Consider the following 19,043-nt stretch of genomic DNA (forward strand, 5'->3'; position numbering starts at 1 on the left):
CCTTCGTGGCGGCCGGAAGCGCCGCTGATCCTAATTCGCATAGATAGGTTCGCCCAATGTGGCGAGGGTTAGGCGCACAGCCACAGACTCGCTGGGGCCCAGGCGTCCCACAACCGTGTCCTCGCGCCGATAGATGACTTCGATCCGTGTACACTCATCCCGATAGACCACCCCGATGTCTCGCACCACCCAGCCCTTCTGGACCATGTCGCGGTTGCCATAGGCGGTGACGCCCCAGTTTTGGGTGAGGAAGAGCTCCCCCCCGAGGTCCAGGTTCTCGCGCTTGACCCCATTGATGTCGAGGTCATCCCAAAGATAGCGGAAAAAGCCCGACCCGCGAGCCAGGGCAAGGTTCGCCCCGGCCTCGGCGCGGCGGACCTCCAGGCTGTCGCCATCCAGTCTGGCGCGGCCAAAAGCTGAGACGCCCCGAATTGGCTGGGCTTGGGCCGCGACGATCCAATCTGATGCGGTGTCCCGCAGACCCGTGCGTTCTGGAAAGGCGAGCTCTTCCTGGTCGCGGAAACTGCGCCCCACCAGGACCGTCGCTCGACGTCCATCGTCCCAAAGCAGGCTGCCGCGCGCCGCCACATTGGCCCGCATGCCGCCCTCCATCAGGTCGAACCCGGGGAAGCGATTGGCCATGAGCAGATTGGTCTCATCGAACTCGAAGGCAAGGCTGTCTTCATTCAGATAGACGGGCTCTCCAGCGGGATTGAATCCCGTCCGGATCTGGTCAGGCTGCGGGGAGGCCATAACCTGAAGCAGAGGTTCAATAACTGCCGTCATCTTGTTGAAACGACGATAGAATGGCCAGCTAACATCAGCGCCCAAAGTGCCCATCAGGCGCGTTTCGTTACGCCCCCCAAAGCCTTCCAGAGGCACATCGCCAAGGCTGTAGGCGTCGGCTCGCAGATTTGCGAAGGGCTCCAGCCGGATCCCCCCTGGGGTGGTGAAACCTCTTCGCCAGTCGGCCTGGGCGACCACCCTGCGACTATCCAGGCCCGGCACATAGATGGCCGAGGTGCTGCTGGGGGACAGGTCCCGCTCAAGGGCCACGGCATTGGCCCTCAGGCGCAGACGCCCCCCAGCCACGCGGACATCTGGGCTCCAGCGACCTTCGACCAGCGGTGCTACCGTCGGGAAGGTCCGATCATCATCGTCAGGACGAAGACCCTGGATATCGAACGCGGCCACGGACAGGTAGCTGTCGTCATCTTGGCGGACGGCATAGAGCTGCGAAATCAGCCGGCGATCGTCGGCGATATAGGGGCCGCGGGACTGATAGACCTCGCCGATCTCATACTTGTCGAACAGCAGGTCGTCGGAGGATCGCTCGGCGGTAAAGCCCCAGTCCCAGTCCTCATTGATGGCGAATGCGCCCCTGGCGAGGATGTAACTGCGCGAGGTGGTGTCGCCGAACCGGCCTGTGGCGTCGAAATCCTGCGCGTAGGTATATCCCCCGCGGACGTCGATCTCGCCGGAATAGAAGCGCTTGCGATAGCGGGCGTTCAAGAAGGGCTCGACCTTGGCATTGATCTGAGGGCTCAAGGTCAGGTCGGAATAGTCTGACAACACGAAGAGATAGGGCTGTTCATAGGACAGCCCGCGCCGGTCAGAAGCCGAGATCGCCGGCGTCAGCAGGCCCGAGGTCCGTTCAGCCTGAGGATCGGGATGCCAGAACAGTGGCAGGTAGAAGACCGGAGCTCCAAACAGACGGAAGACGGCGTGCCGATAGTGGACCAGTTGCCGTTCGCCGTCCTGAACCACTTTTTCCGCCTGGATTGACCAGGTCGGCGTCTTGTTCTCGCTGTCCGCGCAAATGTCGCAGGGGGTGTAGATCACCCGGTTCAGCTCATTGATCGTCTCGCTGCGCCGAACGGCACTGGCGGCGGCGATCTTTACGTTCTGGGGCAGTCGGGCGGAGAAACCCCTCGCCACCCCGGCGCGCAGCTCATCATCCATGACCAGTTCACGGGCGAACTCCACACTGCCATCGGGATTGAAAATCTCGACATTGGAGGCTTCCAGGACCCCCTTGGCCTCGTCATAGACCAGGGTGTCGGCTCGCAGGTTGCGCCCGTCATAGCGGGCCTCGACCTCGCCAGATGCTGAGGTTTTTGGCACAGCATCCTCGCGCAGCACCTGGTCTGCCTCGAGATAGATGGCGCCCGGACTCAGGCCGTCAGTGCCCGGTGAGGTGACGGTCGCGGGCCCAGGCGCAGACTGCGCCCAGGCGCTGCCGACGCAAAGGCTCGCCACCGCAACCCCCGTCAGGAGGCTGCGCTTGACCGGGGCGAGCGAGGTGCGCCGAGGTGACGTCTTCAAGCGTGAATCCCTTCTTGCCGCGCCGTCTGCTGACGCAATAGCGACGTGGCGGCGGCTTTCAACCGTCTTCGGTGTAACAGAGCAGGGTGAGGCCCGACAGCAGGGCGATCAGGGGCGGAGCCCAGGCCGCCGCCACCAGCGGGATGATATCGGCATTGGCCAGAGCCCCAGCGAACTCGTTGAGGAAGAAGAACACAAAACCCAGCGCCACCCCACCGCCGGCCAAACCCGCCAGCCCCCCCAGCCGGGCCAGGCGCAGGGAAAAGGCTGCAGCCAGGATGGTCATGGCGGCAAACAGCAGCGGCGTCGCCAGAAGCTGATGAAACCGCAACTGGTATCGACTGGCACTGAAGCCGGCCTGTTCTGTGGTCCGTATTGCGGCGGGCAAGCGCCAGAAGGCGATCGCTTGGGGGGAGGCGAAGCGCTCGAGCGCCGACTCACTGTCGAGGCTAGAGCGCAGCGACAGGCTCTCAGAGCGCACCGAATTTTCACCGGCGGCGGCTTCGCGGACATCTGTGAGCCGCCAGAAGCCCGGCAACAAGCGGGCTTCGGCGGCCTCAAGCCGGCGGCGGAACTCCGGGGTTCCGGCCTCATTCTTCTGATAGATGAACAGGGAGACCCCGCGGAGCAGCACCGTCCCGTCGACGATCTCCCGATCCTTGGCATGAATCACGATCTGGCTGCGTTCGTCGCCTTGCCGAAGCCAGATGTCTTCGGGGGCATCCACCAGATAGTTGTCCATGATCCGGGCCCGCTCCAGGCCAAACTGAGCGTTGGCCGCTGCCGCGAGGGGGTTGAGCAAGGTGACCGAGAGCGCGCCGATCACCGCGGCTGCCGCCGCGGTCGGCAGGATGAACCGCCAGGCTGAGACGCCGGCCGCGCGCATCGCCACCAACTCGCTGCGCCGGTTCAAGCTGACATAGGCCGCCATGCAGCCGAACAGGAAGATGAAGGGTAACAGAACCAGGACGAGGCTAGGGGCACCTAAGGCTGTCAGCCCAAACAGCTCGGCGACGCTGACCTCTGCACGCACCCCGACCGATCTCGACAGCTCGACGAACTGCACCAGAATGATGACCGCAGTGATCACCGCCAGGGCGACGCCAACGCTGAACAGGTTGCGCGACAGGACATAAGCCTCGATCCGACCAAATCTCATGCTGCACGGCTCCCCCGGGCGATCCGCACCGGGCGTTTACGCATGTCGATGAACCGGGACACCCGCTGGCGAAACACGCCGCGCAGGGCCAGAGCGATGGTCAGCAGAGGAACAGCGTACTGCAGGACATTCAGCCAGGCACCGGACTCCGATGCGGCCTGGACGACGAAGCCAAGGAGCCGGGTCACCGCCGCTGCTCCGCTCGCCCAGGCGATCCGGCGCCCATAGCCCATCCGGTCGTAGCCGCCCCCCAGTATGGCGGCCAGGGCCAGGGCCATGAAGGCGATGTTGTACAGGGGCGTCGCCAGCCGGGCGTGACCCTCGGCCAGCATTTCCAGACGGTTTCGGCGCTCCCAGTCCTGTTCCAGGTCAGGAAAGAACAGCTCGTGAAGATAGCGATCGGAGGGTTTGTAGTGGACCAGCTCGTCGGACACGACCAGCGGGCCAAGGTCAAAGATGTACTCGTCGAAGGTCAGGTAGTTCAGCACCCCATCGGCGCTGAATTCCTGCGTTGAGCCGCGCGCCATCACCAGCACCGGTGCCCCAGCCCGGGTGGCGATGCGGCCCTCATCGGCGGTATAGGTGGTGGCTGAACCGTCGCTTTCTGCCACGTGGATGAACAGATTGCCGAGCCGCCCTCGACTGTCGATGCTCTGGGTATAGACCGTCAGGCCTGGCGCCGGCTCGGTGAACTCCCCCTCGCGGACCAGGGTGGCGGCAAGATCGGTGCGAACGTCAAACAGGGTATCACGCAGTTCGCGATACGAGGCCGGCTGGATGAACAGATTCAGCACCAGGGCCAACAGAGCGGTGATGACGGCCAGCCGCATGGGCGGGGCGATCACCCGCCAGCGACTCATCCCGCCAGCGAAACACACCACGAGCTCTTGCTCGCTCTGGAGACGGTTCAGCGCCACCAGGGCGGCGACGAAGAGGGCCAAGGGCAGGACCATGTTGATCAGCTGCGGCATGGCCAGCAGGGTGATCTTCAGGAAAATCCCGGCGCTCTGACGCTGGTTGATGATGACATCAAGCGCTGAGAGGCTCTGGCTCAAGAGGGCCACGGCCGTCAGGGCGAGCGCCGCCAGCAGGGTCGGGCCCAGCAACTGTCGAAGCAGATATCGGTCGATCAGGCGCATGGAAAAAAGGCGTCGCCGGGCTGATTTGGCGCGCCCTGGGCGCGAAGCTGTTCTAAACCATGCGTCGCCGCGCCACACAACCGCCGCAGGTGACGCCAGACCGGGCGCCCTGTCGGTGGAGGGCCTCCCGCTTTGCTTTGGTTGAGATATCGCATGGACATTCAATTCGTCACGGCCACCTCGGATATCGCCCCCACTTCCGCCCTGGCCATCGTTGTCTTTGAGGGCGAGGTGCTGTCAGGTGCCGCTGCGGAGGCCGATGCGCTAAGCGCTGGTGTCGTGGCTCGAACCCTTGGGCAAGGCCGCTTCACCGGTGCCAAGGGCCAGATTCTCGATCTTGCCGCCCCGGCCGGGCACCCTGCGGGTCGCCTGTTGCTGGTGGGGGCTGGCAAGCGCGAGGGGTTTGACGCCGTGGGGGCCGAGCATGCCGCGGCCAGTGCCTTCAGTGCCGTCAAGCTCTCGGGCCTGACCACCCTGCGGGTAGCCTTCGCCGATGCGGCCGCCGCCCAGCCGGAGCGGGCGGCCTTGGGGGTGAGCCTGGCGGCCTACCGATTTGACCGCTACCGGACCAAAGAGCCTGCGGAAAAGAAGCCTTCGGTCGTCAAGGCAGAGATCGTCTGCGCTGACCCCGACGCCGCCCGCGCAGCTTATGCCGATCAGGCCGCCCTGGCCGAGGCCATCAGTTTTGCCCGCGATCTGGTGTCAGAGCCCCCGAACGTCCTTTACCCGGTGGAGTTTGCCCGGCGGGTGAAGGCCCTGGAGAGCCTTGGGCTGGAAGTCGAAATCCTTGGAGAGGCCGAGATGAAGGCCCTGGGCATGGGGTCGCTTCTGGGCGTGGGGCAGGGCAGCGCCAAGGATAGCCAGTTGGCCATCATGCGCTGGAACGGTGCGGCTGATCCGGCGGCGCAGCCCGTGGCCTTTGTGGGCAAGGGCGTCTGCTTTGACACCGGCGGCATCTCGATCAAGCCCGCCGATGGCATGGAAGATATGAAGTGGGACATGGGCGGTGCCGCTGCGGTGGCCGGCCTCATGCACGTGCTGGCCGGTCGCAAGGCCAAGGTCAATGCGGTCGGCATCCTCGGCCTGGTGGAGAACATGCCTGACGGTGACGCCCAGCGTCCCGGAGACGTGGTCACCAGCATGTCGGGCCAGACCATCGAAATCATCAACACCGACGCCGAGGGCCGCCTCGTCCTGGCGGATGCTCTTTGGTATTGCCAGGAGCGCTTCAAGCCGAAGTTCATGGTCGACCTGGCCACCTTGACCGGCGCGATCATCATCAGCCTCGGCAATGACTATGCCGGCGTCTTCTCCAACAATGACGAGTTGGCCGACAATCTGCTGGCGGCCTCCAAGGCTGAGGCTGAGCCCCTTTGGCGCATGCCCCTGCCGCCAGCCTACGACAAGCAGATCGACAGCATGATCGCTGACATGAAGAACACCGGTGGACGTCCTGGCGGCTCCATCACTGCAGCCCTGTTCCTGCAGCGGTTCGTCAATGGCTTGCCTTGGGCGCACATGGACATTGCCTCGACCGCTTGGAAGAAGCCGTCCTCTGTGCCGACCATTCCTGAAGGCGCTACCGGCTATGGGGTCCGACTGCTCAACCGCATGGTCGCCGACAAGTACGAGGGCTGATCGCGGTCGGCGGGGTCGGAGGAAAGCCGGTGCGGTTTGTCTTGCTGCACAGCCCTTTGCTCGGGCCGCTGACCTGGCGGGCCGTGGCTGAGGATCTGCTCGGTCGTGGGGTTGCCGCTGAGGTGCCCGCCTGGCGTCCATTGACTGAGATTCAGGGTGACTTCTACCGAACCCTCGCCACCGATCAGGCGCGGACGATCGACGCTGCGGGGGCTGCGCCTGTGACCCTTGTGGCACACAGCGGGGCAGGTGCCCTTGTCCCGGCCCTTGCGGCGGCCCTGTCTGCGCCAGTGGCAGGCACGATACTGGTGGACGCCATATTGCCCCATCCTGGCATCTGCTGGCTCGACACAGCACCTGAAGGCCTGCGTCAGGACCTGACCCTGGGATCTCAAGGGGGCGAGCTCCCCTCCTGGGATGGTTGGTGGCCCCCAGGGGCCCTGGAGCGGCTCGTCCCAGACGCGCGCCTACGGCGCGATCTTCTGGCCGAGCTTGGCCCCCTGCCACTGGCCTATTTCGAGGAAGTCGCGCCGCCGGGGGGGCTGACGGGGCCTGGTGCCTATCTCCAACTGAGCGGTGCCTATGAGGATCAGGCGCAAGGGGCACGGACCCTTGGGTGGCGGGCCCGCCGCCTGCAGCTCAATCACCTCTCGCCCTTGACCGCCCCGCGGGAGGTTTCGGCGTCTGTGTTTGCCCTCGGTCAGGCCCTGTCGGAGCCGCCCGATGGCTGAGGGCCCCTGCGAGGTCTGGTTCTACCACATGGAGCGCTCAAGCCTCGATCAGGTGCTGCCTGAACTGCTGGAGCGCACCCTGGGGCGAAGCTGGAAGGCCCTGGTGCGCTCACGCCTCCCTGAGCGACTGGAACAACTGGATACTCACCTCTGGACCTACCGGGACGATAGCTTCCTCGCCCACGGGCGGGTCGATGAGCCCCATGCCGCCCAGCAGCCTGTGCTGCTGACCATGGGCATGGAGAACGCCAACAAGGCCGATGTGCTGTTTCTGCTGGATGGTGCGGATGCGGGGTCCCTTGACGATTATGTCCGATGCATCGTCCTCTTCGACGGTCGTGACGAGGCCGTGCTCGCCACAGCGCGGGCGCAATGGCGTGTCATCAAGGCGACCGGGCTGCCGGTGAGTTACTGGAAGCAAATGGCCCGGGGATGGGAGAAACAGGCATGAAGAGCAAGCTCACCCTGGCTTTGGGGGCCGGTCTGTTGTTTCTCAGTGCCTGCGCCAGTGAGCCCCCGCCGCCGCCGCCGCCTGCTCCTCAGGACCCGGCCCCTCGGCCAGCGCCAGCGCCGGTGGACCAGTGTGGCGCAAGCCAGGCTCAGGGTCTTGTTGGCCGTCATCGCAGCGAGATTCCGGTGCCGGTGAACCCGGGGCTGCAGAGGGTGGCCTGTACCACCTGCCCGGTGACGATGGATTTTCACCCCCGTCGCTTGAACTTTTTCTATGACGCTGAGACGGGCCTGATCAAAGAGGTCCGTTGCGGTTAGGGCGGCCTCGCGTCTCAGTCCCGAGGCGGGCGCTTGATCCAGCGCACAATTATGGCGATGGCGGCGGGCCCCACCAGGACAGCCGCCATCAACAGATAGATCAGTTGGGCCCATTCAGGCATTGGCCGGCGGCTCCGTACTTCCCCCGGTCAGGATGGGGCGCCGGTCAGCACCATGTCTAGGGCCCCAAGGAGGCGTTCAAGCTCGATGGGCTTGGGGGTCAAGGCGTCCATGCCCGCGCTCAGATACTCACGCTCATGATGCGACATTGCATTGGCGGTCAGGGCGATGATCGGGGTCCTCGGGCGCCCCTCAGCTTCCTCGCGGGCGCGGATCAGCCGGGTGGCGGTGGGGCCGTCCATGCCGGGCATCTGGATGTCCATCAGGATGGCGTCCCAATGGCTGTCCGCCCACGCCGCCACGGCCTCTTCGCCGTCATTGACCACATGAAGATCAATCATCAGGGGCTCAAGCAGGGTCTTCAGAACCAGCTGGTTCATCAGATTGTCCTCCGCCGCCAGGATCCGTAGCGGGCTCTCCAGAAGTTGTGGCTGGCCACCGCCAGCCTCATCGTGAAGGCAGTCGAATTCGGGGGCTTCGGCGGCAGGCAACGGCAGCCTGACGGTGAAGCTCGACCCCTGATCGACGACGCTCTTGACCTCAATGGCGCCGCCCATGAGGCCACTGAGCTCCCGGCAGATGGCAAGGCCCAGTCCTGAGCCGCCAAACTTCCGGGTCGTGGAGGCGTCCGCCTGGACGAACTTCTCGAACAGCACACCCAGCCGCTCTGGCGCGATGCCCAGGCCGGTATCAGTGACCATCATCACCAGGTCTCCAGAGGTTCCAGTGACGGAAACCTGCACTGAACCTCGCGGGGTGAACTTCACGGCGTTCGAGACAAGGTTATACAAAATCTGGCGCACCCGGGTGGGGTCTCCGCGCCAGAATGCCGGGGCCTCAGGATCGATCACCAGTTCGAAGGACAGATCTTTCTCGGCCGCCAGGGTTGTGAATGTGGACTGGGCGCCGGCCGCGATGCGGGCGATGTCAATCAACCCGTCCTCAAGCTCCAGGCGACCAGCCTCGATGCGCGACAGATCCAGCAGGTCATTCAACAGCACCAGCAGGGTCTCCCCAGCCTGCCGGATCACCCCCAGCCGCTCCTGTTGCGGCGGCGGCAGGTCCTCCCGCGCCATGGCCTGAGCCATCCCCAGAACCCCGTTCAGCGGTGTGCGGATTTCGTGGCTCATGGTGGCCAGGAAGGCGCTCTTCGCCAGATTGGCGGCGTCGGCCTGGTCGCGGGCGCGTTTAAGATTTTCATTCAGATCCCGCAGCCGCCGCTCCGAGCGCTTAAGGTCGGCGATGGACTGGGTGAACATCACCACGCGGACGGGACCGTCGCCGACAAAGCGCGACGCGCTCATACGGTACCATTCGCCTCGCCGTGTTTCGTAGGCGCGGGTAAAGGTCTCGCGCTCGCCGGCCAGGACTTGGCGAACACCCCGCTCAAGGGCGCGTCCATGCCCATTGGGGAGCCGGCGGAAGACATCGAACATGCTTGGACGCGGGCTGGCTTCGGCCGACGCCAGGATCGTGCTGCCCTCATTTCGGAAACTACGGTTGGCCTCCAGGAGGCGTCCTTCCGCGTCGATCACGGCCACCATGGCAGCGATCCCATCGATGACGCCCCGGGCGAATCCTTCAGACTCCTGCAAATCTTCAAGTGTCTGGCGCATGGTGCTGATGTCTTGACTGGCACCGCGGATCGCCACGCAGACCCCGTCGATCACCTCGGCCACCCCCATGACCCGAAGCCAGCGGCGGCCCCCGCTCCCAAGCAAGACCTCTGCCTCGAAGTCCATCCGCGCCCCATTCTGGACGGTATCTCGGGTGGCGGCCGCGACGGCTGACCGATACTCTGGGGCATAGATCTTGAGGGCTGTGCTCAGAGGGGCTGCAGCTTCGTTCAGTCCTAACATCGCGCGCAGTTCAGGACTGTAGCGCGCCTGGTCTTCTCGGAAGTCTAGTTCCCAGCCGGCTAGGCCAGCCAGGCGTGCGGCGTCGCGCAGGGCCGCGGAGGCGGCCTCCGACTGCCGTTGCTTACGTCGGATATCAGTGATGTCGGTAAGGGTGAGAACATACCCCTCAAGTTCCCCCTCACCGTTTTTCACCGGGCGTATGTCTGCATCGACCCAATAGGTCTCGCCGGTCTTGCGTTGAGCGGAGGCCTCGGCCCTGTGTCCAATCCGGGCAAGATCCCTGCGGGCCTCCCGGCTCTCCTGGCTCCAGTCGCTGGGGCTGAGCAGGGTGTCGATGATCGAGTGGCCGATGGCGTCCTCGGCGGTGTAGCCGGTCACAGCGGTGAAGCCGTCATTGGTCCAGGTGATGCGGCCGGTCAGATCAATCAGCGCCATGCCGTGTGAAACAGCCGCAAGCGCACGGGCTAGGCGACCATCCTGCTGGATCGCCGCGGTCTGGTCCTGCTGTGTTGTTGTCCGGACTTCGGGCCGCATTGCATGGCCAGTTTTAGGGGTAGGTCGTGAACAAACGCAAAATATTCACCGAAAGTTGACAGTGTAAACTAGTGGGGTCGACTGCTTCAATCACCCAGGGGTTGATTTCAAAAGCTCATAGGCCTCTACGGCGGCCAGCCATTCGGCTTCTATGGCGTCCAGATCTCGCTGAGCACTGGCTCTTTGTCGACCCAGGGCTGCAGCCTTTTCGGGGCCTTGTTCAAAGACGGCCGGATCGCTGAGTTGCGCGTCAATTCGGGCCACAGCCTCCGTTGCCCTGGCCAGCGCGGCCTCGGCGGCTTCCGCCCGTCTCCGGGCATTGCCGGTAGGCGCCTTGCGGACCGGCGCGGGTGTCGGTGGCGGCGGTGGCGGAGCGTCCTCACGCACCTGGGTGGGTGCCCGGACCCGCGCCTTGGCCCGCTCGATCACATAGCGGGAATAGTCCTCCAGATCCCCGTCGAAGGGGACGATGGTTCCGTCCGCGGCCAGCCATAGCCGGTCGGCCACCATCTCCATCAGCGACCGGTCGTGGGTGATCAGGATGACGGCACCGGCAAACTCGTTCAGCGCCTCCAGCAAGGCGCGGCGGGAGTCGATGTCCAGGTGGTTGGTCGGCTCATCCAGGATCAGCAGGTGGGGTGCCTCAGCTGCCACCATGTTCAACAGCAGCCGCGCCCGCTCACCCCCTGAGAGATCTGCAACCGTGGTTTCGACCTTGTCCCGGTTGAAGCCATACTGGGCCAGACGAGATCGCCTGGACGCCTCGGACGCCTCAGGCATGGCCCGTCGAATGATATCCAGCGGGGTGTCCGTAGGGTCCATCGCCTCGATCTGATGCTGATGGAACCAGCCCACTCGCATGCGGCGGTCCCGGTGCATATGGCCATGCTCGATGGCCAGGGCCTCGGCCACCATCTTGGCAAAGGTCGACTTGCCGGCGCCATTGACGCCCAAGAGGCCAATCCGGTCATCCACATCCAGGCGCAGGTTCAGGTCCCGCAGGATCGGGGGGCCACCGTAGCCCACACTGACGCCCTCCAGACGGATCAGCGGCGGAGCCAGGGGCCGCTCCGGGGAGGGCAGGGTGAAGGGTGCCACATGCTCGCTGCCCACGGCGTCGATCACCGGCAGCTTGGCCAGGGCCTTGAGGCGGGACTGAGCCTGGGTCGCCTTGCTCGCCTTAGCGCGGAAGCGGTCGACGAAGGCCTGCATGTGGGCCCGCTTGGCCTCAATCTTCGAGCGCATGGCCTCCTGAAGCCGCGCCTTTTCGGCCCTCTGGGTCTCGAAGGCGTCATAGCCGCCGGCATAGAGGGTGAGCTTGCCGTCTGCCAGGTGCAGAGTGTGGTCGATGGAGTTGTTCAGGAGCTCCCGATCATGGCTGATGACCAGGGCGTTGTAGGGATAGGTGCGCAGCCGGGCCTCCAGCCAGAGCGCGCCTTCCAGGTCGAGATAGTTGGTCGGTTCGTCGAGCAGCAGCATGTCTGGCTCAGAGAACAGGGCGGCGGCCAGGGCCACCCGCATCCGCCAGCCGCCGGAGAACTCCGACATCGGCCGTTCCAGGTCCTCGGTGGAAAAGCCCAGGCCGGCAAGAATTTCGGCGGCCCGTGAAGGCGCCCGATCGGCGTCGATCTCTATGAGACGGGCATAGATCTCGCCCATCTGTTCAGGTTCCGCGGTCTCAAGATCGGCGAGCAGCCCATGGCGGACCTCGTCTGCGGCCAGGACCGTATCAATCAGGGAGACCGGCGTGGCCGGATGCTCCTGGTCGACCGACCCTAATCTTGCCCCTTTGGGCAGGGTGATCTCGCCTGAACCCAGCACCAGTTCGCCCTTGATCAACTTGAACAGGGTGGACTTGCCAATGCCGTTACGGCCGACCAACCCGACCTTGGCGTTCCGGGGCAGGGTAACGCTGGCACCGTCAAAGAAACGGCGACCCCAGGCGTCGAAAACGAGTTCTTGAATCAGCAGCATGGTCAGTCAGGGCACAACACTTGAGGGGCAGTCCGCCAATGACGGACGCAGCGACACGATCACGCGCGCCGTGGGAGGGGGAGGGCCGGAAGTTCCGAGATCTGCGCCGCCGCCGTCCCGACCGTGGCGGCGCTCATACCAGAGGTCAGGCCCCTCCGTCAGGGGGTATCGCCCGGCGCGGCTTGGCGTCTGCGGGTCTCAGGGCTATACACGCGCGCCTCTGGGCGAAACCCCGCCCCTAGACCCCATTTCTGAAGAAAAATCCCATGACTGAACGCACCTTCTCGATCATCAAGCCGGACGCCACTGAGCGGAACCTGACCGGCAAGATCAATGCGGTGATCGAAGGCGCTGGCCTTCGCATCGTGGCCCAGCGCCGCATCCGTATGACCGAAGCCCAGGCCAAGACCTTCTACGAGGTCCACAAGGAGCGCCCGTTCTACGGCGAGCTGGTTGGTCAGATGACCTCTGCGCCTGTGGTGGTCCAGGTTCTGGAAGGCGAGAACGCCGTGGCCAAGTATCGTGAGATCATGGGCGCGACGAACCCGGAACAGGCCGCTGAGGGCACCATCCGCAAGCTGTTTGCCAAGAATGTTGGCGAAAACTCGGTGCATGGCTCCGACAGCCAGGACAACGCCAAGCTGGAAATCGCCCAGTTCTTCACCGAAGACCAGATCGTCGGCTGATCGGCCAGATCGGCTGAAATCGGAAAGGGCCGCAGCGGAAGCCGCTGCGGCCCTTTTCATGACGAAGAGAGCAGATCGCGTCAGGCGGTCGCCAATTCCCCGCAGATAAACGCGTCTTCGCCCGCGGCAAGCAGGGCTTCAAGCACGGCTGGGGCCTCTGCGGCACCGACGATCAACACCATGCCCAGACCGCAATTGAAGGTGCGCCGCATCTCCTCCAGGGCCACCCCACCGGTCTCCTGCAGCCAGGTGAAGACCGGCGGCAACGTCCAGGCCTCCCAGTCAAAGCGCGGCGCAAGGCCCTTGGCGATGGCCCGGGGGGGATTTTCGGTCAGGCCGCCGCCGGTGATATGGGCCAGTCCCTTGATCTGACCGGCCTTGATCAGCGGTGTCAGGCTGAGCGCATAGATGCGGGTCGGGATCATCAAAGCCTGAGCCAGGGTCTGGCCCTCGGCAAAGGGGGCCGGGGCGTCCCAGGCCAGGCCTGAGCGCTCGACGATCTTACGGATCAGGGAATAGCCGTTGGAGTGCGGACCAGAGGAGGCCAGGCCAATCAGGAGGTCGCCGGCCTGCTGATCATCAATCCGCGGCAGAACCCGGTTTCGATCGACAGCGCCGACCGAGAAGCCCGCGAGGTCATAATCGTCCCCGGCATACATGCCCGGCATCTCGGCAGTCTCGCCACCCACCAGGGCCGCCCCGGCCAATTTGCAGCCCTCGGCGATACCGGCAATCACACGGGTGGCGACGGCCACGTCGAGCTTGCTGGTGGCCAGATAGTCCAGGAACATCAGGGGCTCAGCCCCCTGGGCCAGGAGATCATTGACGCACATGGCCACCAGGTCGATGCCGACCGTGTCGTGCAGGCCGGTCTCGATGGCGATCTTCAGCTTGGTGCCGACCCCATCGGTGGTGGTGACCAACAGGGGATCGTCGTAGCCGGCGGCCTTCAGGTCAAACAGGGCCCCGAACCCGCCGAGGGAGGCTTCTGCCCCGGCCCGGCGCGTGGCCTTGGCCAGGGGTTTGATGGCTTCCACCAGAGCGTTGCCGGCGTCGATATCCACACCTGCCTGGGCATAGGTCAGCCCGTTTGGCCGTTCGGTCATTTGAAAGCCCTCGCCCCAGGGGGACGTAAATAAAGTGATGCGCCCTTGCATCGGGCGCTTGCAGACTCGGTCGCGCGCGAGGCTATAGCTACGGCATGACGCCGATTACAACCACCGCCGAACTCGCGGCGTTCTGCAACAGACTGAAGGGCCAGCCCTTCGTCGCCGTAGACACCGAGTTCATGCGCGAGACCACCTACTGGCCAAAGCTCTGCCTGATCCAGGCGGCGACCGCCTCCGATGAGGCGGTGATCGACCCCATGGCCGAGGGCATGGATCTCGAGCCCTTCCTCGACATCATGCGCGACGAGAGCATCCTCAAGGTGTTCCATGCCGCCCGACAGGATGTGGAGATTTTCAACAATCTGAAGGCCATGCCTCGGCCCCTGTTCGACACCCAGGTGGCTGGAATGGCCGCCGGTTTCGGCGAGCAGATCGCCTATGACGCCCTGGTCCGCCAGATGCTGAAGATCGAGCTCGATAAGTCCAGCCGCTTCACGGATTGGGCCCGCAGGCCCCTGGCCGAGTCGCAGCTGACCTATGCCCTGGCTGACGTGACCCATCTGGCCAAGCTCTATCCCATGCTCCGCGAGCGTCTGGAGAAAGAAGGGCGCCTCGTCTGGGTGACCGACGAGATGCAGGCCCTTACCGATCCGGCCAATTATGACGTGGTGCCGGAGAATGCCTGGAAGCGGCTGAAGCCCAGGCGGCACACGGCGAAGTATCTGGCGGTCTATAAGGCGGTCGCCGCCTGGCGCGAGCGCACCGCCCAACTGCGCGATCAGCCCCGCGGCCGGATTTTGAAGGACGAGGCCATCGATGAAGTGGCCACCCAGGCCCCGACGGATGCCGCTGGCCTGGACCGGTTACGCTCGGTGCCCAAGGGCTTTTCCGGGTCAAAGTTCGGGCCTGATCTGCTGGAAGCCATTGGCGAGGCGTTGAAGAACCCCGAGGCCTATGCCCCCGTGGTCGAACGGGCCAAAACCGTCAGCTCCCCCGCCGCTGGTGCGGTTGTGGAACTGCTCAAGGTGCTCCTGAAGGCCCGCGCGGAGGACACTGGCGTGGCCTCCAAGCTGATCGCCACGGTCTCGGACCTTGAGATGATCGCCAATGACGATGAGGCCGAGAGTCCCGCCCTCAAGGGCTGGCGGCTGGAGGCCTTTGGTGCCGACGCCCTGCGGATCAAGCGGGGTGAACTTGCCCTGGTCCTCGATGGTGCCCGGGTGCGGGTGGTGGAAGTTCGGCGGGCCCCCAAGGCCACTGGCTGAGGTTCAGCTCAAGGCCAGCTTGAGCTTCAGGGCCCCGGCCAGGGTGGCCGCGCGCTTGGCGGTCTGCTCACCGAGCAGAAGATCTGACCATCCTCCGGCGGCGCTCAGCCGCAGAGTGTCGTCCTCGATGGACAGGTCGGCCTTGCCCAACAGACGTCCGTTGCGGCCTGACAGATCGCATCCCAGGCGGAGTGCGGCGCCGAGCGCCCTGGCTCTGGCGCGCCGCTCGGCACTAAGGATGCGGTTCAGGGTGTCGGGTTCTGGCACGGTGCTGGAGGCTGAGTGACGGGCGAAGGTCACCAGGGCCAGGAAGCACCGCTCGGCATGGGACATCCCCGCGATCGGCGCGCGCAAGACCTGAGCGAAGGCCAGTTCAGCCCGATGATCTGGATGCAGGCGTCCCCCCAGATCGGCCAAGCGGCAGGCGGCACCGATCAGCAGGGGATCGCGGTCGCCAAATTGCGGGTCCAGCTTGGAAAAGGCTGGCGCGAGCCAGCGCTCCAGGGCCTGGGGCATGTCTCCGGCTGAGAGGCCACGCATGACACTCATCGCCTCGCAACCCTCAAGCAGAGGATCGCGGCGGCGGACATCGGCGTCCATGCCGTTCCAAAGGAGCCCCTCCCGCAAACCGAAGGCCGACACCACAATGCGCTCCAGGCCGAGTTGCTCGATCAGGGTTTCCAGCACCAGGGCGGCGTAGGGGAGAGTCTCGTAGCGCTTCTTGGACAGTCCGACGATCCGCTCCAGGGACGACCGGGACTGGCGAACGACGAACCTGGTCAGATCCAGGGCTTCGGTCCTGGACATCTCGTACTGATGGGCCACCCGCAAGGGGTAGTCCGTCATGATCATGTGCAGCAGGCCAAGGTTGCGCCAGGCCCCGCCGACGGCATGGAACTCGCGGCTGTCGCTGTCCCGCGGAAGGGTCGACAAACTGGCAATGATCGTCTGCCGTGTCGCATCCACCTCCAGAAGCCGGGGCGCCCCGAGGGCGAAGGGGCCAAGGGGCAGGGTGACGCCGGGGGCAGGCCCCTCGGGGCCGACCTGAATCAGTTCCAGGCTGGACCCCCCCAGGTCGCCCACCAGGCCCTGCGCGCTGGGATGTCCGGCCAGGACGCCTGCGGCGGCATAGTGCGCCTCTTCCTCGCCTGTCAGCACCCTCAGGGGCAGGCCAAGCTCGGTGCGGACAAACTCGGCAAAGGCTGGGCCGTCCTTGGCCTCCCGAACCGCAGCCGTGGCCACGGCGATCACGTCGTCGGGTGCCCAGTCCTGCAGGATGGCACGGAAGCGGCGAAGGGCACCCACGGCCACCTCTATGCCATCGGGCGCCAACCGTCCCGTATCGGCCATGTCGCGGCCAAGGCCAGCCAGGGCCTTCTCGTTATAGACCGTCCAGATGGCGCGGCCTTCGAGGCGATAAATGACCAGACGGACCGAGTTGGACCCGACATCGATGACCGCCGCCTGGCGGCTGTCGGCCCTAAGCTCGGGGCGCGGCATGATCGATCGCGCGCGGCATGTCCTTTACGCGCTGGCCTCGTCCGGAGAGGCTGGGATTGGTCATGAAATACTCGTGCGCGGAAAAGGCGCTGGGATGGTCCCAGTTGGGATCGCGGGTGTAGCCCCCTTGGGGGTCCAGGGTCCAGCTTTGAGCTTCATCCTTGAGGTTGGCGACCATGATCTGATGGAGAACCTGCTGGTGCACTGTCGGGTTTTCCACGGGAACCAGGCTTTCAACCCGCCGGTCGAGGTTGCGGGGCATCCAGTCGGCTGAGGAAATAAACACCCGCGCCTGGCCCGACGGCATGGGATGCCCGTTGGCGAAGGCGACGATTCGGGAGTGTTCGAGGAAACGGCCGACAATGCTCTTGACCCGGATGTTTTCCGAGAGACCCGGCACTCCGGGCCGCAGGCAGCAGATGCCTCGGATGACCAGGTCGATGGACACCCCGTCCTGGCTGGCGGCGTAAAGGGCATCGATGATCACAGGATCAACGAGCGCATTCATCTTGGCCCAGATGGCAGCAGGCTTGCCGGCCCGGGCATTGGCGGCTTCCTGGCCGATCAGGGCGATCAGGTCGCGCTTCATGGTGATCGGCGAGAAGGACAGCCGCTCGAGCTTGGTGGGCTGAGCGTAACCGGTGATGAAGTTGAACACCCGCGAGGAGTCTCTCGCCAGGGCGGGATCGGTGGTGAACAGCGACAGGTCGGTATAAATCCGCGCCGTCACAGGATGATAGTTCCCGGTGCCGTAATGGCAGTAGGTGCGCACCTGGTCACCTTCGCGGCGGACGACCACCGAGAGCTTGGCGTGGGTCTTATACTCCACGAAGCCGAACACCACGTGGACCCCGGCACGCTCCAGGTCCCGGGCCCATTTCAGATTGGCCTCTTCGTCGAACCGCGCCTTGATCTCGATGACGGCAGTGACGTTCTTGCCGTTTTCGGCCGCCTCGATCAGGGCTGCGACAATCGGACTGTCCGATGAGGTCCGGTAAAGGGTCTGTTTGATCGCCAGGACATGGGGGTCCCGGGCCGCCTGCCGGACAAATTGCACCACCACATCGAAGCTCTCGAAGGGATGGTGCACCAGGATGTCCTTCTCCCGGATGGCGGAGAAGCAGTCACCGCCGTGGTCCAGAATCCGCTCCGGGAAACGGGCAGTGAAGGGCTTGAATTTCAGGTCTGGCCGGTCGGACGGGATCAGCTGAGAAAGCTCGTCCAGGCCAAGGAGGCCGTCGACCAGCAGCACGTCATCGGGCTGGGCGCTCAGGTTCTCGCAGATGAAGCCCCGCAGGGACTCCGGCATGGTCTGTTCGATCTCGACCCGGACCACGGAGCCGAGGCGCCGCTGCTTCAGGCGGGCCTCAAACTCGCGAACCAGATCCTCGGCCTCCTCCTCGATCTCCACGTCGGAGTCGCGGATCAGGCGGAAGACCCCGCCAGCCTCCACATCGCAGCCGGGAAACAGGTGGTCGATGAACAGGGCGACCATCCCCTCCAGGGAGATGAACCGGCGCTGGGGCTTGGCGGGCTTTCGGCCCAGTCGGGCGGATTCCAGCTGCCAGAAGCGGGCGACCTGGGCGGGAATAGGCACCAGGGCGTTGAACTTCCGCCCATCGGCGTCCCGCCGCAAGGTCAGAGCCAGGGAGAAGGCGAGGTTGGGGATGAAGGGAAACGGGTGGGCAGGGTCAATCGCCAGAGGCGTCAGGGTAGGAAAAACCAGACTGAGGAAAGCCGCCTCAAGGCTGGAACGCTCGGCGGGCGTCACCTCGTCAGCCTCCACGAGCCTCAGACCTTCCCCGGCCAGCTCCTGGCGCAGGTCTCGCCACCGGGTCTGCTGATCGGTCATCAGCATGGCGGCTTCGGCATTGACCCGTTCCAGCTGCTCGGCGGCGGAAAGGCCATCCTGACTGACGCTGCGGACTTTTTCCCGCACCTGAGCCTTCAGGCCCGCGACGCGGACCATGTAGAATTCGTCGAGATTGTTGGCGGAAATGGCGAGGAAGCGCAGCCGCTCCAGCAGCGGGTGTCGGGGGTTCTTGCTTTCCGAGAGCACCCGCTCATTGAAGGCAAGCCAGGAAAGCTCGCGGTTGAAGAACCTGTCCCCGGACTTTGCCAGCTCTACATCCCGGCTGAGGACCCCACTGGTCTTCCGCCCCCGTTCTGGGGATGTGGATGCAACATCGGACATAGGGACCTCAATGAGCCGGAGTGACCGGAAACCTCGCCGATC

At 64.8% G+C, this 19,043-nt stretch carries 14 protein-coding genes; 6 read left to right on the forward strand and 8 right to left on the reverse strand.

Annotated elements, in window-relative coordinates:
* Positions 1–30: 30 nt before the first annotated feature.
* Genes lptD through lptF form a run of 3 tightly spaced genes read right to left on the reverse strand, consistent with a single transcriptional unit; the run spans position 31 to position 4,623 of the window.
* Positions 31–2,325 carry an LPS assembly protein LptD gene (gene lptD, locus MH112_RS09245; protein WP_296566895.1) on the reverse strand — a complete coding sequence of 765 codons (2,295 nt, stop codon included), beginning with the start codon at positions 2,323–2,325 and terminating at the stop codon, positions 31–33.
* A 58-nt stretch (positions 2,326–2,383) separates the two neighbouring features.
* Positions 2,384–3,484, reverse strand: coding sequence for an LPS export ABC transporter permease LptG (gene lptG / locus MH112_RS09250; RefSeq protein ID WP_296566898.1), 1,101 nt, complete (start codon positions 3,482–3,484; stop codon positions 2,384–2,386).
* Complete coding sequence (lptF, locus tag MH112_RS09255; protein ID WP_296566900.1) at positions 3,481–4,623, reverse strand: LPS export ABC transporter permease LptF; 1,143 nt, start codon at positions 4,621–4,623, stop codon at positions 3,481–3,483. The genes lptG and lptF overlap by 4 nt, the downstream gene beginning before the upstream one ends.
* 153 nt (positions 4,624–4,776) lie before the next feature.
* Here lptF and MH112_RS09260 point away from each other — a divergent pair, with 153 nt between their 5' ends.
* The 4 genes from MH112_RS09260 to MH112_RS09275 are packed head-to-tail and all read left to right on the forward strand — an operon-like array spanning position 4,777 to position 7,760.
* Positions 4,777–6,261 (forward strand): leucyl aminopeptidase, encoded by a 1,485-nt coding sequence (locus tag MH112_RS09260; protein ID WP_296566904.1) that lies wholly within the window; start codon positions 4,777–4,779, stop codon positions 6,259–6,261.
* A 29-nt stretch (positions 6,262–6,290) separates the two neighbouring features.
* Positions 6,291–6,992, forward strand: coding sequence for a hypothetical protein (locus MH112_RS09265; RefSeq protein ID WP_296566907.1), 702 nt, complete (start codon positions 6,291–6,293; stop codon positions 6,990–6,992).
* Positions 6,985–7,443: a DNA polymerase III subunit chi gene (locus MH112_RS09270; protein ID WP_296566909.1), complete on the forward strand. Its 459-nt coding sequence runs from the start codon at positions 6,985–6,987 to the stop codon at positions 7,441–7,443. The genes MH112_RS09265 and MH112_RS09270 overlap by 8 nt, the downstream gene beginning before the upstream one ends.
* Positions 7,440–7,760 (forward strand): peptidase inhibitor I78, encoded by a 321-nt coding sequence (locus tag MH112_RS09275; protein ID WP_296566911.1) that lies wholly within the window; start codon positions 7,440–7,442, stop codon positions 7,758–7,760. Before MH112_RS09270 ends, MH112_RS09275 begins: the two co-directional genes overlap by 4 nt.
* A 149-nt stretch (positions 7,761–7,909) precedes the next feature.
* On the opposite strand, the gene MH112_RS09280 is transcribed toward MH112_RS09275, so the two are convergent.
* Positions 7,910–10,273: an ATP-binding protein gene (locus MH112_RS09280; protein WP_296566913.1), complete on the reverse strand. Its 2,364-nt coding sequence runs from the start codon at positions 10,271–10,273 to the stop codon at positions 7,910–7,912.
* 90 nt (positions 10,274–10,363) lie between these two features.
* A complete protein-coding gene (locus MH112_RS09285) occupies positions 10,364–12,247 on the reverse strand; it encodes an ABC-F family ATP-binding cassette domain-containing protein (protein ID WP_296566916.1) in 1,884 nt (627 codons plus the stop codon).
* Between the two features lie 266 nt (positions 12,248–12,513).
* Here MH112_RS09285 and ndk point away from each other — a divergent pair, with 266 nt between their 5' ends.
* Entirely contained in the window at positions 12,514–12,933 is a 420-nt protein-coding gene (gene ndk, locus MH112_RS09290) for a nucleoside-diphosphate kinase (protein ID WP_293318429.1), read from the forward strand.
* 80 nt (positions 12,934–13,013) lie between these two features.
* On the opposite strand, the gene purM is transcribed toward ndk, so the two are convergent.
* Complete coding sequence (gene purM / locus MH112_RS09295; protein ID WP_296566920.1) at positions 13,014–14,039, reverse strand: phosphoribosylformylglycinamidine cyclo-ligase; 1,026 nt, start codon at positions 14,037–14,039, stop codon at positions 13,014–13,016.
* Between the two features lie 95 nt (positions 14,040–14,134).
* On the opposite strand from purM, the gene rnd reads away from it, so the two are divergent.
* The gene (gene rnd / locus MH112_RS09300; RefSeq protein ID WP_296566922.1) at positions 14,135–15,307 is read left to right on the forward strand and encodes a ribonuclease D; all 1,173 of its coding nucleotides are present in this window, start codon (positions 14,135–14,137) and stop codon (positions 15,305–15,307) included.
* A gap of 3 nt (positions 15,308–15,310) precedes the next feature.
* Here rnd and MH112_RS09305 read toward each other — a convergent pair whose 3' ends face one another.
* A complete protein-coding gene (locus MH112_RS09305; RefSeq protein WP_296566924.1) occupies positions 15,311–16,807 on the reverse strand; it encodes a Ppx/GppA phosphatase family protein in 1,497 nt (498 codons plus the stop codon).
* Positions 16,788–19,001, reverse strand: a complete 2,214-nt coding sequence (locus MH112_RS09310) for an RNA degradosome polyphosphate kinase (protein WP_296566927.1) — start codon at positions 18,999–19,001, stop codon at positions 16,788–16,790. Before MH112_RS09310 ends, MH112_RS09305 begins: the two co-directional genes overlap by 20 nt.
* Between the last annotated feature and the right edge of the window lie 42 nt (positions 19,002–19,043).

The organism is Phenylobacterium sp. (genome assembly GCF_022402485.1).
Classification (GTDB): Bacteria; Pseudomonadota; Alphaproteobacteria; order Caulobacterales; family Caulobacteraceae; genus Phenylobacterium.

Excerpts from the sequence above, each read along its gene's own strand:
- MH112_RS09280 (WP_296566913.1), bottom strand. The coding sequence starts at position 10,273 with ATGCGGCCCGAAGTCCGGACAACAACACAGCAGGACCAGACCGCGGCG.
- rnd (WP_296566922.1), top strand. The coding sequence starts at position 14,135 with ATGACGCCGATTACAACCACCGCCGAACTCGCGGCGTTCTGCAACAGA.
- MH112_RS09260 (WP_296566904.1), top strand. The coding sequence starts at position 4,777 with ATGGACATTCAATTCGTCACGGCCACCTCGGATATCGCCCCCACTTCC.
- lptG (WP_296566898.1), bottom strand. The coding sequence starts at position 3,484 with ATGAGATTTGGTCGGATCGAGGCTTATGTCCTGTCGCGCAACCTGTTC.
- MH112_RS09310 (WP_296566927.1), bottom strand. The coding sequence starts at position 19,001 with ATGTCCGATGTTGCATCCACATCCCCAGAACGGGGGCGGAAGACCAGT.
- MH112_RS09270 (WP_296566909.1), top strand. The coding sequence starts at position 6,985 with ATGGCTGAGGGCCCCTGCGAGGTCTGGTTCTACCACATGGAGCGCTCA.
- ndk (WP_293318429.1), top strand. The coding sequence starts at position 12,514 with ATGACTGAACGCACCTTCTCGATCATCAAGCCGGACGCCACTGAGCGG.
- purM (WP_296566920.1), bottom strand. The coding sequence starts at position 14,039 with ATGACCGAACGGCCAAACGGGCTGACCTATGCCCAGGCAGGTGTGGAT.
- MH112_RS09285 (WP_296566916.1), bottom strand. The coding sequence starts at position 12,247 with ATGCTGCTGATTCAAGAACTCGTTTTCGACGCCTGGGGTCGCCGTTTC.
- MH112_RS09305 (WP_296566924.1), bottom strand. The coding sequence starts at position 16,807 with ATGCCGCGCCCCGAGCTTAGGGCCGACAGCCGCCAGGCGGCGGTCATC.
- lptF (WP_296566900.1), bottom strand. The coding sequence starts at position 4,623 with ATGCGCCTGATCGACCGATATCTGCTTCGACAGTTGCTGGGCCCGACC.
- MH112_RS09275 (WP_296566911.1), top strand. The coding sequence starts at position 7,440 with ATGAAGAGCAAGCTCACCCTGGCTTTGGGGGCCGGTCTGTTGTTTCTC.